This is a genomic window from Mycolicibacterium thermoresistibile (genome assembly GCF_900187065.1).
Lineage (GTDB): Bacteria > Actinomycetota > Actinomycetes > Mycobacteriales > Mycobacteriaceae > Mycobacterium > Mycobacterium thermoresistibile.
The window spans coordinates 69,619-84,160 of sequence record NZ_LT906483.1; the positions used below are offsets into that span (position 1 = coordinate 69,619).

Genomic DNA, 14,542 nt, shown 5'->3' on the forward strand with positions numbered 1-14,542 from the left:
AGAGAACCGCCCACGACGTTCCAGGAGCTCCGTCGATGTTCTGGCATGCGATGCCCCCCGAGGTGAACACCTCGCGGTTGATGGCAGGTGCCGGCACAGCGCCGATGCTGCAGGCCGCCGCCGGGTGGGAGGCGTTCGCGATCTCCCTGGAGACGCAGGCGGACGAACTGGCCGGCAGCCTCGCCGCACTGGCGGGGGCCTGGACCGGTGGCGCCAGTGAACGCGCGATCGCGGCGATCACCCCGATGATCGTGTGGCTGCGGACGGTGTCGGCGCAGGCGCACAAGCGCAGCGCGCAGGCGCTGGCGCAGGCCGCGGCCTACTCCACCGCGATGGCGACCACGCCGCCGCTGGCGGAGATCGAGCAGAACCACATCACCCGTGCGGTGTTGCATGCCACCAATTTCCTCGGCATCAACACGGTTCCCATCGGCATCAACGAGATGGACTACTTCGTGCGGATGTGGAATCAGGCGGCCGGCGCGATGGACGTCTATCAGGCGGAGACGGCGATGAACATCCTGTTCGAGCCGATCATGCCGATGAAGCCGATCGTGATCCCGGGCGTCGGGGAGGCCGCGGTCGCGGGGGCGCTGGGCAAGGCGGCGGCGATGGCGCCGGCTGCGGCGGCACGTGACCTGGTGTTCGCGAAGGTCAGTGCGCAGGCGACGGTGGAGTCGGCTGCCCTGCAGGCGGGCCGGGCGGTGGCGCAGGGCAACATGGCCGCCCAGCGGGCCGAGGGAACGGTGCAGAAGACCGAGAACCTGGCCCACCAGAGCGCCACCCGGTCCGAGCCGCAGCAGTTGCAGCAGGGTGTCCAGATGGGCATGCAGATGGGCAGCCAGCTCGGGTCGACGCTGGCACAGCTGCCGCAGCAGGCCGGCCAGATGATCAGCCAGCCCATGCAGCAGTTGACCGCACCGCTGCAGCAGGTGTCGTCGGTGTTCGGGCAGATGGGCGGGATGGGCAGTGGCGACAGCGCGCAGATCGGGTTGATCGGCGCCAGCCCGTTCTCCAACCATCCGCTGGCCGGTGGATCGGGCCCGGCCACCGGCGCGGGTCTGGTGCGGGCGGCGTCGTTGCCGGGCCTCGGCGGAACGTCGCCCACCACCTCGCTGATCTCGAACCTGCTCGGGCACCAGAACCCGACGGCGGCGCCCGCTCCGACCGGGGCGGTGGCCGGTGGCGCGGGGACCGGGCCGGCGCCGATCGGCGGTGGGGGTATGGGCGCGCCGATGGCGGCGATGGGCCAGAACCAGAAGAGCGGCGGCTCCAAGTCCGGGCTGAAGGCGCCCGCCCCGCTCGTCCAGGACCTGAGCGAAGACGAGGGTGACGACTGGTAGTCGTCCCGACCAGACTTTCCGGCCACCCGGCCGGTGAGACTCGCCCCCGTGGTGAGGACAAAGGAAGAAGAGAAAGAGAATCCAGCATGGCACAGATGAATACCGATGCCGCTGTCCTCGCCAAGGAGGCAGCGAACTTCGAACGGATCTCCGGTGAGCTCAAGGGCGTGATGGGGCAGGTCGACGCCACCGCGAGCGCGCTGGCCGCGCAGATGGTCGGTGCGGCGGGCACTGCCGCCCAGCAGGCGCTGCTCCGTTTCCAGGAGGCCGCACAGCGTCAGGTGCAGGAGCTGAACGACATTTCGGCCAACATCCACACCTCGGGTGTGCAGTACAGCGCCACCGACGACGATCAGGCCGCCGCGCTGGCGCAGGCGATGAACCTCTGACCATCACGACTCAACCGAACGGAGTAATCAATGTCGCAACAGGTTTGGAATTTCGCCGGTATCGAGGGCGGCGCGGGTGAGATCCACGCCGCCGTGGGCACCACCGCCGGGCTGCTCGATGAGGGCAAGGCGTCGCTCGCAGCGCTGGCCTCGGCGTGGGGCGGCTCGGGTTCGGAGGCCTACCAGGCCGTGCAGATGCGCTGGGACAGCGTGTCGGCCGAGTTGAACGCGGCCCTGCAGAATCTGGCCCAGACCATCAGCGAGGCCGGTGCCAACATGGCGCAGACCGAAGCCGGCGTCACCGGGATGTTCGCCTAACACGACGAAGCACGCAGGTGGGCGGAGCGGCCGCGCCCCCGGGAGGCGGCCGATTCGCCCACCATCGTGCGTGCGTCATGTCACCACTATCGAGAGGTACTCATGTCGGCCGACTATGACCGGCTCTTCCAGTCGGCGGAATCGGATCAGCCAGAGGATCGCACGGTTCACGTGGATCGGGACGCCATTCTGTCCAAGGCTGTGGGAGCGACTCCGACCGCGGGGGGAGCCGGGCGCGACGACGCCAAGGCGCCGCCGATGCCCGTCGCACCGCCCCAGACCCAGTCCGTGCCGGCACCCGCACCGGGGCAGAGCGAGATCACCACGCAGATCCCGGTCACCGACCCCGGCGCCGCACCGCCGCCGCCGGCGAATCCGTTGTTGCGCACTCCCCAGGCGGCGGCGAACACCGCCGGCGCCCAGCAGGAGCAGCAGCGCCCGGCCGTCGTCCAGCGGCAGCGCCCGGCCGCCGCACCGGCCCCCGCGCCGTCGCACCACTTCGCCGACGCCCAGCCGGAGATGAACCCCACCTGGCAACCGGGGCAGCCGATGGGCACCCAGCCGATGGCCAGTCAGCCGACGGCACCGAACGCCGCGGCGATCGGGGACCACCGTGCGATCGACGCGCTGTCGCATGTGGGTGTCAAATCCGCGGTCAAGATGCCGTCGCAGCGGGGCTGGCGCCATGTGCTCTATCTGCTCACCCGGATCAATCTGGGGTTGTCGCCGGACGAGCTGTACGAGCTGGATCTGCACAACCGGATCCGGCGTAACGCCCGGGACTCGTATCAGATCGGGATCTTCGGTCTGAAGGGCGGCGTCGGTAAGACGGCGATCACCATCGCGTTGGGTTCGGCGCTCAGTTCGATTCGCGGCGACCGGATCCTGGCGATCGACGCCGATCCGGACGGCGGCAATCTGGCCGATCGTTCCGGCCGGCAGTCCGCGGCGACGATCTCGGATCTGCTCGCCGACAAGGAGTTGTCGCGCTACAACGACATCCGCGCGTACACCAGCATGAACGCCGCCAACCTGGAGGTGTTGTCGTCCGAGGAGTACAGCTCGGCGCGCCGCGACTTCAACGATGAGGACTGGAAGAACGCCACCGACATCGTGTCGCGGTACTACAACCTGGTGCTCGCCGACTGCGGGACGGGCCTGTTCCACCCGGCCACCCGCGGGGTGTTGTCCACCGTGTCGGGCATGGTGATCGTGGCCAGCGCGTCGATCGACGGTGCCCGGCAGGCCGCGGTCACCATGGACTGGTTGCGGCAGAACGGCTATCAGGATCTGCTGAGCCGGGCGTGTGTCGTGATCAACCACGTGGTGCCGGGTAAGCCGAACATCGACGTGGAGGATCTGGTGCAGCAGTTCGAGCGCCACGTCTCGCCCGGACGTGTCATCGTGCTGCCATGGGACAAGCACGTCGCCGCGGGCACCGAGATCAAATTCGAGCTGTTGGGCAAGAAGTTCCAGCGGCGGATCGTCGAGCTCGCCGCGGCCTTGTCTGACGACTTCGACCGCCTCGAACGACGTTGACCGCCACCGCATCAGCCTCCGCACCCGGGGCCGCGGCAACCGCCTCCGGCACCGGCGCCACTCCGGCGCGTCCGGCGACCACGCGGGTCACCATCCTGACCGGTCGGCGGATGACCGACTTGGTGTTGCCGGCGGCGGCGCCGATCGAGAGCTACATCGACGAGACGGTGTCGGTGCTGGCCGAGTTGCTCGAGGACACCCCGTCCGATGTGTTGGCCGGCTTCGACTTCAAGGCGCAGGGGGTGTGGGCGTTCGCCCGGCCCGGCGCGCCGCCGCTGAAGTCCGACGAGTCGCTGGACGACGCCGGGGTGGTCGACGGCTCGTTGCTGACGTTGGTGTCGGTGAGCCGCACCGAACGGTACCGGCCGCTGGTCGAGGACGTGATCGACGCGATCGCGGTGCTCGACGAGTCACCGGAGTTCGACCGTTCGGCGCTGAACCGCTACATCGCGGTGGCGATCCCGATCGTGTCGCTGATCGTCACCATCGTCGGTCTGCTGTCGTGGGCCAACAGCGGACAGAGTTGGTGGTGGGCGCTGGGTCTGGGGCTACTGGGCCTGGGTGTTCTCGGCGGCAGCATGCTGGCCAAGAGCCGCTACGACAACATCGACATGACCGAGAGCCTCTTGGTCGGTTCGATGCCGTTGTTGGCCGGTGCGGCGGCGTTGGCGGTGCCGTTGCCGCGCGGGGTGACCTCGCTGGGGGCTCCGCAGCTGGCCGCCGTGGGTGCGGTGATCCTGTTGATCACGCTGGCCAGCCGGGGCGGTCCGCGCAGGCGTGCGGAGCTGGCGTCGTTCATCGCCGTCACCGCGCTGGCGGTCACTGCCGCGGCGGTGGCCTACGGGTACGGCTGGGAGTACTGGGTCCCGGTCGGCGCCATCGCATTCGGTCTGATCGTGGTGACCAACGCGGCGAAGCTGACTGTGGCGGTGGCGCGGATCGCGTTGCCGCCGATTCCCGCGCCCGGTGAGACCGTCACCAACGACGACCTGCTCGACCCGGTGATCACCCCAGACGGATCCGATGAGGAAACGTCGACGTGGCAGGCGATCATCGCGTCGGTGCCCGAGTCGGCGCAGCGGCTGCAGGAGCGTTCCACGCTGGCCAAGCAGTTGCTGATCGGGTTCCTCACCGCGGGTGCGGTGGTGCTGTCCGCCGGGGCGATCGCGGTGGTGGTGCAGGGCCACTTCTTCGTCCACAGCCTGATCGTGGCCGGGTTGGTCACGATGATCTGTGCGTTCCGGTCGCGGCTGTATGCCGAACGGTGGTGCGCCTGGGCGTTGTTGGCCGCATGCACCGCGATTCCCACCGGGGTGATGGTCAAGCTGTGCATGTGGTACCCGGAGCGGGCGGCGGTGGTGTTGGGCATCTACGTGGCGGCGGTGCTGGTGGCCGTGATCGCCGTCGGTGCAACGCACGGGGTGCGCCGCATGTCGCCGGTCACCAAGCGGATATTGGAATTGGTCGACGGCGCCGCCATCGCTGCGACGATCCCGATGCTGCTGTGGATCGGCAGCGTGTTCGACATTTTGCGCAACATCCGATTCTGAGGAGGGCACCGGTGGCTGGTGAGGTCTTGAAGGTCAGTCCCAGTGACCTCGAAAGCGCGGCAACCGCATTCGATCAGTCGGCCGGCGCCTTGGGGGCGTTGGAGGCCGATGCGCCGCTGGGTGACGGCGCTGCGGCGGTAGCGCAGCTGGCGACCGGTGCGGCCTGCCGCACCGCGCAGAGTGAGGTGGCGGCCGCCGTCACCGCCCTGGCCGACGACCTCGCACGGTACGGCTCGAATCTGCGGACCGCCGTCGCGCGCTATTCGGGCACCGATCAGGCCGCCGCCGGCGCGATCGCGAAGGCCGGGGTCTGACGACCCTCAGTTCGCCGCGCGTAGCTCCTCGGTGATCGACTGCGGCACCGTGCCCTCCGCTTTGAGTTGGTCGGTGAGATTGCGGCAGTCGCCCCGCACCTCGATGAGCCCATGGCCGGGCATGTCAGGGTGCGGGTCGACGAACGCCATCATCTGTCCCCGGTGCACCACGTTGCCGTAGGGCTGCAGTCCGGGCGGCGGACCGGGGCTCCAGCCGTCCGCGATCATCAATCGGGTCAACTCTTCGATGTAGGCGTCCGGATCGACGTCGGGTGGAAACGCGAAGCGCACACCGGCGACCCCGCGGAAGGGCGGTTCGGTCTGGTCGTTGCAGCTGTCGAACCGAAACGAGCCCGTCACGTCCTGCAGGCCCGCCGTCCGCACGATCCGTTTGACGGGCTCGACGACCTGGGCGCGGGTCTCCTCGTCGGATAGTTCGGGGCCGTCGAGCTGATCCGAGGTATTCGAGAACATCCAGCACCCTCCTAGGAAAAGCGGTGCGACGACCAGCGCGACCAGGGTCGGCAGTCGCCGGCGGTCAGTAGTTGTGGTCTGAGGTGATGGACTCTTGCGCACGGTCACCTTCCGGATCGTTGTAAGCGGGAGTGCCGGGAATGCGGATTTCCCAGTCTGGCAGGTCGATCCGCCCGAAGGGCGTGTTCAGCCCGTCGGGCAGCCCGATATGGGCCTGCTTGCGGCCCTCGGCGATCATGCCGTTGTCGGCGAGCTTGGCGGCGTCACCGGTGGCGATGTCGGTGATCGCCCGCAGCGACTCGCTACCGGGGGTGTAGTAACTCGAATGGTCGCCGAAGCTGGGGCCGGTGCGTCCCGGCACCTCGGCGGTGAAGCGCATCCCGCCGTAGCTGTCTCCGGCCGGATCGGTGCCCAGCCCGGCCGCCGGGCCGAGGGGGAAGCCGAGCTGGCTGTTGATCAGATCAGGCGCGATACCGCCTTGTCCCAGCCAGGTGACCGGATCGCTGGACGCGGCACCGACGTAGACATTGCCGCCCTCGGGCAGGTTGAAATCGGCGGCGCTGCGGGCCAGATCGGTTCCGGGGCTGCCGATCAGCACCGCGTTGTCGGCCTGCATACCGCTGCCGGCGAACGCGTTGGCCACCGTCGTGGACCCGTAGGAATGGCCGATGACCGTGACGTTGGACGGACCCCCCTCGTGGGTGGCGGCCAACCCGTTGACGTCGGCGGCCAGCAGATCGCCCCCGTGGCGGGCCAGCCATGGGGTGGCGATACGCCGATCGATCGGGCTGTCGGGGGCGTCGTACCCCATCCAGGCGATCACCGAGGTCGTCTCGTCCGGGTCGGCCTTGCGCATCTGGTCGTACAGGTCGACGGCGTTGGAACTCTCCAACCAGCCCTGCTCGACGCTGCTTCCGGTACCGGGCACCACCACCGCGGTGTTCTGCGCCTTGTCGGGGTCGCCGATCGCCAGCGCTGCCTTGCCCTGACCGTCGAAGGCGAGCGGCTCGTAGGCCCAGAGCAGCACCGGCCGGTTCCGGATGTCCTCATCGCGCGCCTGCGCCAGACCTTTGCGGGTTTGTTCGGCGTTGTGGTAGCGCGCCGCGTCGGTGGCGGACAACCCGTAGGCCGCGGGGTTTTCGAGCACCTGATCCACCGATACGCCGTGTTCTTCGGCGGCGTCGCGCACCCGGTCGAGGTCGTCGTTCATCACCTTCTCGTTGACCTCGCCGCGGACCTCGGCCGGAATGCCGTTGAGGTTGCCCAGCTCCGGCGGATGCGCCGCGATGAGGCCGTCACGTTCGGCCTGGCTCAGCGAGTCCCACCATTCCTTGACGTCGTCGGGATCGGTGTCGCCGGCCGGCAGTTGGCGCGCATCCCCGAGGGTGCCCGGAGGGGTGGCCGGAACCGGTCCACTGGCGGCTTCTCGCACCGCCGCAGCGGTTTGGGTGTCGATCTCGGTGAACACCGCGAGCAGCTTCTTGATGACCGCGGTCCACGCCGGCGCGAACAGTTTGAGGATGGGCGGCACGGGTGGCGCGGTGGCGGTCCCGTCGTCGGCGATGCGCCATCCGGTGCTGCGCAGCATGCCGACGAGGCGCAGTAGCCGATCACGGGTCGATGTGAGTTGGGCGCCGCCCGAAGCCAGCGCCTGCTGCATGGCCGACAGCCGGGCGCGCAGCGCCTCCTGGTTGTCGAGGTTGCGTTCGGCCCGCGCGAGCGCCGCGCTCGCCGCCTGACCTTCCCACGCTTCCCGCAGGTGGGCCACCGCGCGGCGCTGCTCGGCCAGGGTGGTGTCCAGCTGCGTGATCTTGTCGTTCAGCGTGCCGGCGGCCTGGAGCAGCCCCGCTGGGTTGGCAGCCTCGACCGTGGACACGCTGACCGACACCCGACCTCCTGCAGTTTGCTGCTCTGAGTATCACACGCCGGCGGGAGGGGTCCGTGCACCAAATCTGATCTTGTGAATCTCGTGTATCTAGCGTTGCTACGCTCCGGTAGCATTTGCAGGACAATTTACGAAAGGGGCGGTTCGTGTACGCCAGGTCTGCTGAGTTGGGCTCTGATGCGCGGGCGTCAGGCGGATAGCTCGCAGCTCGGCCGTCCTGCGTTGGTTTGGTTGGGGGATACACGATGACTTCGCCGTACGATCCGGATGCGGAGTGGGACGGAGAGTCCGGAGGTGTCGGCGATTCGGGCGATGACCTTGCTGCGGCACTGGACTTCTCCGCACCGGGTGAGGACGACGCCGATGTCGACGACTTGTACGTCGCCGAACCCGAACCGGAGGAGCCGGCAGAGGGATACGTCGATCCCTACGAGCAGGCGGAGGAGCCCGAGGATCTCGGGCCGCTGTTCTCGGTGACCAATCCGCCCGGGACGCTGACGGTCACCGCTTTTCTCGATGGCGGCATCCAGAGTGTCGAGATCTCACCGAGCGTGACCGGCATGACCGAATCCGAACTGGCACAGGAGCTTTTGGCGATCGCCAAGGTCGCCGCGATGAAGGCCCGCGCCGGTCAGTACGAATTCCTGTTGGAGGCCACCCCTCAGGAAGCGGGGGAGCGGGAGTTCCTCGGAGAGTTCCTTCAGCATGGGGTGGGCCTGCCGACTCCGGAGCAGGCGGCCCAGGTCGAGGCCGAGTTCGTCCAGCGGTATCTGCGCGATGATGTCTGAGCTGCTAACAGCGAGGTAAATAATGGAGAGCCGTGGGCCGCACCCCGCAGTTTCTTTGCGCGCAGCCTCCGAGTTTCGTGCTCAAGTTCGTGCAGAAACCGTTGCTACTGCTCGGGTAACATTCCCAGATGATGTTGTAGGGCGTGCCACTCTCAGCGTGAGACTCGGTTGCCCGGAGCGCACGGATTACTCGTATAGGAGATGAGGGATGGCTGTACCTAATGGGTGCGGATCAGTAATCCCATCGCCGGTAAAGGCCAGGTGGGGAAAGCTGGTCACCGAGCCGCCGGCCGGTGAGCACTGCTTGAACCTGGAGTGGTTGTCGATTCCTAGGGTTAGATCGTGCCCCGGCTGGTTGGTGAGGTCGCCTGTAGCGCTGATGGGGTGTCGTGCCGCCGAGCACTGATCCATTAGGTCGCCGCCGGGTGCCCTTCGGCTCGAACGGGTTCGACCCGACATCGAGCAGGGAGAGGCGAGATGACGCTATTCGTTGGAGACGACTGGGCTGAAGACCACCACGACATTCATCTGATGGATGCCGAGGGGGCCAAGCTGGCCTCGCGGCGGCTCCCCGAGGGACTTGCCGGGATCGGCGGGTTCCACGACCTGGTGGCGGCCCACGCCGAGGAACCCGCCCAAGTGGTGATCGGCATCGAAACCGACCGCGGCCTGTGGGTAGAAGCGCTGGCCGCCGCGGGCTACCAGGTGTTCGCGATCAACCCCCTGGCGGTGGCCCGCTACCGCGACCGCCACCAGGTTTCAGGAGCCAAGTCCGACGCCGGTGACGCCAAGGTACTGGCTGACCTGGTGCGCACCGACCGGCACAACCACCGCCCGATCGCCGGAGATACCCCGCAAGTGGAGGCCATCAAGGTGTTGGCCCGCGCGCACCAGAGTCTGATCTGGGCTCGTACCCGGCACACCAACACGCTGCGCAGCGCCTTGCGGGAGTACTACCCCGCGGCGTTGGAAGCTTTCGACGATCTGGCCGACCGTGACGCCCTGGCCATCCTCGGCCGCGCTCCCACCCCGACCGATGCTACTGGGCTGAGCCTGCCCAAGATTCGGTCCGCTCTCAAGACCGCTGGGCGACAACGTAACCTCGACGCACGGGCACTGCAGATCCAGACCGCGCTGCGCACCGAGCAGCTCACCGCCCCGGCCTCAGTGACCGCCGCATTCGGGGCGACCACCCGCGCCACCGTCGGCATCATCACCGAGCTGAACCGTCAGATCGACAACCTCGACGCCGAACTGACCTCCCATTTTGAGATGCACCCGGACGCCGACATCTACCGCTCCCTGCCAGGACTTGGTGTCATCCTCGGCGCCCGGGTGCTCGGTGAGTTCGGGGACGACCCGAACCGCTACACCAGCGCCAAGTCTCGCAAAAATTACGCCGGAACATCACCACTGACCATCGCATCCGGCAAGAAACGCGCCGTGCTGGCCCGCCACGTCCGCAACCGCCGCCTCTACGACGCGATCGACCAGTGGGCTTTCTGCGCGCTGACCAACAGCCCAGGCGCCCGCGCGTTCTACGACCAACGCCGCGCCGCCGACGACCTTCATCACCAAGCCCTCCGCGCCCTGGGCAACCGGCTGGTCGGCATCCTCCACGGCTGCCTGCGCCACCACACCCGCTACGACGAACACACCGCCTGGGCACACCGCCAAACCACCGCCGACACCCAAGCAGCTTGACAACTTACGGCCCTGGGATGTCTAACCTCCGGATCCATGATGAGGGAGCGCTGCGCTGGGACCCGGCGGAAGTGGACGTACCGGGAGTACCTGCCATTGCCCCGAGCGACGACCCGATGAGTGTCATGGTCGCAGCTGTGATGCCCGAAATCCCGACCGAAGTAGCCGAGAAGGTGGCGGCGACACGAGCACGGGAAGAGAAGTTTGCCGCAGACTTGGCGTCAGCCAGACGGGCTTATCGGACAACAGACGATGCCGGTCAGCAGGACATCGAAGCAGCCGGCGAATCGATAGCGCCCAACGGTGCCGGTGTAGGTGCGTCGAACGCACTACCGGCCAGCGCCACTGGCCAATTCGGACAACTCGGACAACTGCTCGGATTGCCGATGGAGATGGTTGGCGGGGCACTCGCCGCACCGCAAGCTGCGATTCAAGGGGTGCAGGGGGCGGCTGACCAGGTTTCACAGCTAGCAGCGTCGATGGCCGAAAGCCTCGGCGGTGCCGACATGAGTTCCAGTTCCACGCCTTCTGAGCTGGGCAATCCGCCTGAGTTAGAGGCCGAGCCTGCTGAGGAGGCAAGACCGGAACAGGCGACCGGGGTGGACCACGAGCGATATCCGGAAGCGACGGCCGAAGCAGGAAACGGAGACGGTAAGGAATCTCTTCAAAGCGCAGACTCAATGCCGCATGACCTGACCGTGGACTCCGCACCGAGGATTAACCTGTGACCGAATTTCGCACCGTGCGTACGGGAGTGTGCCAATGACACAACCGCCGCCACCTGGGGGCCCGTATCAACCCCAGCCGCCGTGGACACCGCCGCCAGGTCAGCCATGGCCGCCGCCCGGCCCGCCGCCGAAGCGAGGAAATGGCTGGAAATGGGCGCTGGGCGTCGTAGCGCTGCTAGCGGTAGTGGGTGTGACAGTCGCGGCGACTGTGTTCGTGGTCGGCAGGGACGGCGAGGTAGAGCCGACATCCCGTACACCGGATGATGGCAGCGCCGTGTCCGATGTCGCGAGCGCAAACGATACTGGCCCGGTAACTATCATTACCGATGAGCCCACTTGTGCGCCACTGCGCCCCATTCTGAATTCTTTATCCGACGCCCAGAAGAACGGTTGGGACAAGCGAGATTCCGCGATCCCATCCACGGCGTGGACTCCAGAGATGCGCGAGCAGTATGAAGCGGTTGGAGCGGTGATGCGCGAAGCTGCCGACCAATTCGTAGCTTTAGCTCGAATTACGCCACATCGGGTAGTGCGCGAACTGTACGAGCAAGTCATTGCTTACCTGCGAGCATATGCCGATGCAATTCCCGACTACACCGCGCCTGACGACAACCTCATTAGAGTGGCGACATCTGCAGCTGGTGCCGTATCGAGCATCTGTTCATCGATCGATTATGGCGCTGCAGCTGCGCGTGCCCATTTCATAGAGCCTTTATCAGCGCCAAGTCGGCTCGCTCTTGTCGACGACTTGGAGAATCCGGAGCGGTTCCTCACCGAGCCGAATAGGGTATGCGGCGATTGGGCAGACGCGGTCTCTGGGTTTCAACGCGATGCCGCAGCGTGGGGCGCTACCTCGCCCGATATACCGGTTGGAGAATGGTCGACGGAGCAGAAAGCTCTTAATGACGAGGTAATACCGGTAATGAAGAGGTTCGCTAATCAATTGTTGACCCTAGGTGAGCGCAGCGGCAACCCAATTGTGCAAGATTTCGCGGATTTATCGGCGCAGTACCGGTTCGCTTATGTGGAGGCGATACCGACATATATGCCTGCCGATAAGTATCTCGCGAACACGTCCATGCTCTTGAGCGGCGTCGTTAACGCAGCTTGTAAGGCTTTCGGTAACTAAGCGATGGAATTCTCGGATCTGCCCATAAAGTCTTCGCAGGTGGTGCGCGATGGCTATTGAGCGCGACGACAGCGAGTACGGTGGTCAGACGGTTGCCGGGCCGGCGTGGGTTAATGTAGACGAAGACCTTTTAGCAGAGGCGAAGGATCAGTTCAGGGCTTTGGAGCGCGATCTGCGCAATAGTGTCGTGCCGTCTACCGGACGACAGATGATGAGACTTTCAGATTCCTGGGATGGTGCAGGTTCTGAGGCTGCAGTTGGTGAAGCAAGTGCAATAGGTGATGAGCATGAAGCAAATGTGGATGTGGCAAAGGAGACCGCGCGCAAGCTTGAACAGATGGAAGGTGCGGTCGCTCGAACTAAGAATCGAGTGAACTTCGTCGCCAAGTTTGTTCAGGTGTTGTGTGAAGAGATCAAAAAAGAGTCCGTCCCGGAGAATGCGGAAGACACACGTGAACGGCGCATCGCAGACCTCATAGAAAAAGGTTACAAAGAAAACCTCGATATTGTATCGAGTAATACGCGGAAGTTAGCAGGAACTCTGGGCATACCTTCTGAGACTCCTGGAGCAAACGGGGAAATGCCAACCCTGCCGAGCGAAGACACCGGATCCGACAGCTCAGAACAGAGGCTGGGTGACACACTAAGCGGATTCGATGCCCTGATGAACCCGACCATAACACCTCCGACCGATAGCAATGGCCCCCGAGAATCGAAACAAAGCGTACGTGACACGCTGAGCGAATTCGGCGCGGTTGAGCCGTCTCCCGCGCTACCGCCGCAGGGGGACGCCGAGGTACCCGGGCTGGGGGGCCAGCCGCTGGCTGATACGACGGACCGTTTCCACGGATCGCCACCCGCGGTCACTCCCCCCAAACCGGGGCCGGCCGGTCACATCCCACCCGTCCGTGCACCTGCTCCATCACCGACAGGGGTCGTCCCAGAGGTTCCGTCATCCGTAAGCGGTGGCGGCTCCGGTCCGGTCGGCTCTCCTGGGAGCTCGTTGACCGCCGCGTCGTCCAGCGCTGCTACGTCAGGCACGTCGATATCGCCCCGGACTAGCTCTTCCACGTTCGACCCGTCGACTGCGCAGGCCGCTGAGGCCGCGCAGGCCGGCGCAGGTAATCCTGCCGCCACTCCGCCGCCACCGACGCCGTTGGACGCAGCTGTTCGAGCGGCCAGTGCTGCGCAAGTGCCGATGGCCGCGCCGATTCAGCCGCTGGAGGCACCCGCGGCGGCTCAACCACCGCCGGCGAGTCCAGCCGCAGCGGCAGCACCCGCACCCCCGAACACACCGCCGACTGGCGGTGCGGCTGGACCGGTCGGCTCGGGTGGCGCTGCGCCCGCTGCACCGATGCCGGGCGCCGGCGGTGGAACCGGCGGCGGGCCAATGCCGTTGGGGCCGGCGCCAACTCCGCCGCCGGCCGCACCCGTCCCTCCCGCAGCACCCGCTCCAGGACCGGTGGCTCCGCCTGCGGCGGCCACCGGTGCGTCGGGTGTCGCGGCCGCCCCGGTGCCGGTGACCGCCACGCGGGCGCAGCGTGACGCGGTCGCCGGTGCGGCGACTGCGGGTGCGCTGCGGCGTCTGCAGGGTGGAAATGATCCGTTGCGGTTGGCCCGCCAGATCGCGGCAGCGTTGAACGCACCGCCGTCCATCCCGGAAGTGCAATGGGGCTTTTTGTGGGCCACCGGGGTGACTGTCGACGGCACGATCGTGGTGGCCAACAGCTACGGTCTGGCCTACATCCCCGACGGGGTCAACCTGCCCGAACAGGTGAAGATGGCGACCGCCGACGAGTCGATTCTCGCGGCAGAGCGCGCGAAGTGGGTGTCGTACCCATTCTTGGCCCTGCAGGGCTGGGCCCAACACAGCGGCACCCGGTTGCAGGCGGTCATCGGCACTGACGAGCAACTGCAGGGGCTCGACCCGGGTGCACGCAAGGTTGTTGTCGACGAGGCCGACATTCCGCAGAACGGCACCATGCAGGGTCGCAGCCGGCTGGAAGTCATTGCGCCCGAACCGGCGGCGCGACTGGCGGCCATGAGTGAGGCCAATTTGCCCGATCTCCTGCCGCCGCCGGTAGACGCCACTGTGCCCGAAGACAGGTCGAGCACGTTGTGGTTCGACATGATCAAACCGCTCATGCGGTCTGGAAAGGGCCGAGAAGCCGACCACCTCACGGCATTGGTCGCCTACGCCGATCACCGCCAGGAGCTGGCTCTGCACCGCGCCCACACCGCCGCAGAACCACACATTCTCCGCGATGCGATCGCAGACTGGGTGTACTGGCAACACCTGAGCGTGCTCACCACCGATGCTTTAACGGAATTCGCCACCACCTGACGATGGGGCGATGTGCCGGCGTGGGGCGGCGGAGGGG

The 14,542-nt window shown here is 66.6% G+C and carries 13 protein-coding genes; 11 read left to right on the top strand and 2 right to left on the bottom strand.

Translation table 11 applies throughout. The annotated features are described in order from the left end of the window. Window positions 1–35 precede the first annotated feature (35 nt). The 6 genes from CKW28_RS00340 (at window position 36) to CKW28_RS00365 (ending at window position 5,453) form a co-directional block, all read left to right on the top strand. On the top strand, window positions 36–1,343 hold the full coding sequence (locus CKW28_RS00340) for a PPE family protein (protein ID WP_040547006.1): 1,308 nt from the start codon (window positions 36–38) through the stop codon (window positions 1,341–1,343). 86 nt (window positions 1,344–1,429) lie between these two features. Further along, on the top strand, window positions 1,430–1,732 hold the full coding sequence (locus CKW28_RS00345; RefSeq protein WP_003925705.1) for a WXG100 family type VII secretion target: 303 nt from the start codon (window positions 1,430–1,432) through the stop codon (window positions 1,730–1,732). Between the two features lie 30 nt (window positions 1,733–1,762). Beyond that, complete coding sequence (locus tag CKW28_RS00350; RefSeq protein WP_003925706.1) at window positions 1,763–2,050, top strand: WXG100 family type VII secretion target; 288 nt, start codon at window positions 1,763–1,765, stop codon at window positions 2,048–2,050. Between the two features lie 102 nt (window positions 2,051–2,152). Then, window positions 2,153–3,589, top strand: coding sequence for a MinD/ParA family ATP-binding protein (locus CKW28_RS00355; RefSeq protein ID WP_003925707.1), 1,437 nt, complete (start codon window positions 2,153–2,155; stop codon window positions 3,587–3,589). Continuing rightward, window positions 3,586–5,139, top strand: a complete 1,554-nt coding sequence (gene eccD, locus CKW28_RS00360; RefSeq protein WP_003925708.1) for a type VII secretion integral membrane protein EccD — start codon at window positions 3,586–3,588, stop codon at window positions 5,137–5,139. The genes CKW28_RS00355 and eccD overlap by 4 nt, the downstream gene beginning before the upstream one ends. 11 nt (window positions 5,140–5,150) lie before the next feature. After that, on the top strand, window positions 5,151–5,453 hold the full coding sequence (locus tag CKW28_RS00365) for a DUF6317 family protein (RefSeq protein WP_003925709.1): 303 nt from the start codon (window positions 5,151–5,153) through the stop codon (window positions 5,451–5,453). 6 nt (window positions 5,454–5,459) lie between these two features. On the opposite strand, the gene CKW28_RS00370 is transcribed toward CKW28_RS00365, so the two are convergent. Then, window positions 5,460–5,927 carry a lipoprotein LppJ family protein gene (locus tag CKW28_RS00370; RefSeq protein ID WP_003925710.1) on the bottom strand — a complete coding sequence of 156 codons (468 nt, stop codon included), beginning with the start codon at window positions 5,925–5,927 and terminating at the stop codon, window positions 5,460–5,462. A gap of 64 nt (window positions 5,928–5,991) precedes the next feature. Beyond that, complete coding sequence (locus CKW28_RS00375) at window positions 5,992–7,815, bottom strand: alpha/beta hydrolase (RefSeq protein WP_003925711.1); 1,824 nt, start codon at window positions 7,813–7,815, stop codon at window positions 5,992–5,994. 242 nt (window positions 7,816–8,057) lie between these two features. Here CKW28_RS00375 and CKW28_RS00380 point away from each other — a divergent pair, with 242 nt between their 5' ends. The 5 genes from CKW28_RS00380 to CKW28_RS00390 all read left to right on the top strand — a co-directional run bounded on the left by CKW28_RS00380 (window position 8,058) and on the right by CKW28_RS00390 (window position 14,505). Beyond that, window positions 8,058–8,600 carry a hypothetical protein gene (locus tag CKW28_RS00380; RefSeq protein WP_003925712.1) on the top strand — a complete coding sequence of 181 codons (543 nt, stop codon included), beginning with the start codon at window positions 8,058–8,060 and terminating at the stop codon, window positions 8,598–8,600. 477 nt (window positions 8,601–9,077) lie between these two features. After that, window positions 9,078–10,304: an IS110 family RNA-guided transposase gene (locus CKW28_RS00385; RefSeq protein ID WP_040547010.1), complete on the top strand. Its 1,227-nt coding sequence runs from the start codon at window positions 9,078–9,080 to the stop codon at window positions 10,302–10,304. A 17-nt stretch (window positions 10,305–10,321) separates the two neighbouring features. Next, on the top strand, window positions 10,322–11,032 hold the full coding sequence (locus CKW28_RS23470) for a hypothetical protein (RefSeq protein WP_131588041.1): 711 nt from the start codon (window positions 10,322–10,324) through the stop codon (window positions 11,030–11,032). Window positions 11,033–11,222: 190 nt separating this feature from the next. Next, window positions 11,223–12,161 carry an ESX-1 system-associated protein gene (locus CKW28_RS23475; protein ID WP_131588042.1) on the top strand — a complete coding sequence of 313 codons (939 nt, stop codon included), beginning with the start codon at window positions 11,223–11,225 and terminating at the stop codon, window positions 12,159–12,161. A gap of 1,513 nt (window positions 12,162–13,674) precedes the next feature. Then, a complete protein-coding gene (locus CKW28_RS00390; protein ID WP_234784939.1) occupies window positions 13,675–14,505 on the top strand; it encodes an EspK C-terminal domain-containing protein in 831 nt (276 codons plus the stop codon). Window positions 14,506–14,542 lie beyond the last annotated feature (37 nt).

Excerpts from the sequence above, each read along its gene's own strand:
- CKW28_RS00340 (WP_040547006.1), top strand. The coding sequence starts at position 36 with ATGTTCTGGCATGCGATGCCCCCCGAGGTGAACACCTCGCGGTTGATG.
- CKW28_RS00345 (WP_003925705.1), top strand. The coding sequence starts at position 1,430 with ATGGCACAGATGAATACCGATGCCGCTGTCCTCGCCAAGGAGGCAGCG.
- CKW28_RS00350 (WP_003925706.1), top strand. The coding sequence starts at position 1,763 with ATGTCGCAACAGGTTTGGAATTTCGCCGGTATCGAGGGCGGCGCGGGT.
- CKW28_RS00355 (WP_003925707.1), top strand. The coding sequence starts at position 2,153 with ATGTCGGCCGACTATGACCGGCTCTTCCAGTCGGCGGAATCGGATCAG.
- CKW28_RS00370 (WP_003925710.1), bottom strand. The coding sequence starts at position 5,927 with ATGTTCTCGAATACCTCGGATCAGCTCGACGGCCCCGAACTATCCGAC.
- CKW28_RS00380 (WP_003925712.1), top strand. The coding sequence starts at position 8,058 with ATGACTTCGCCGTACGATCCGGATGCGGAGTGGGACGGAGAGTCCGGA.
- CKW28_RS00385 (WP_040547010.1), top strand. The coding sequence starts at position 9,078 with ATGACGCTATTCGTTGGAGACGACTGGGCTGAAGACCACCACGACATT.
- CKW28_RS23470 (WP_131588041.1), top strand. The coding sequence starts at position 10,322 with ATGTCTAACCTCCGGATCCATGATGAGGGAGCGCTGCGCTGGGACCCG.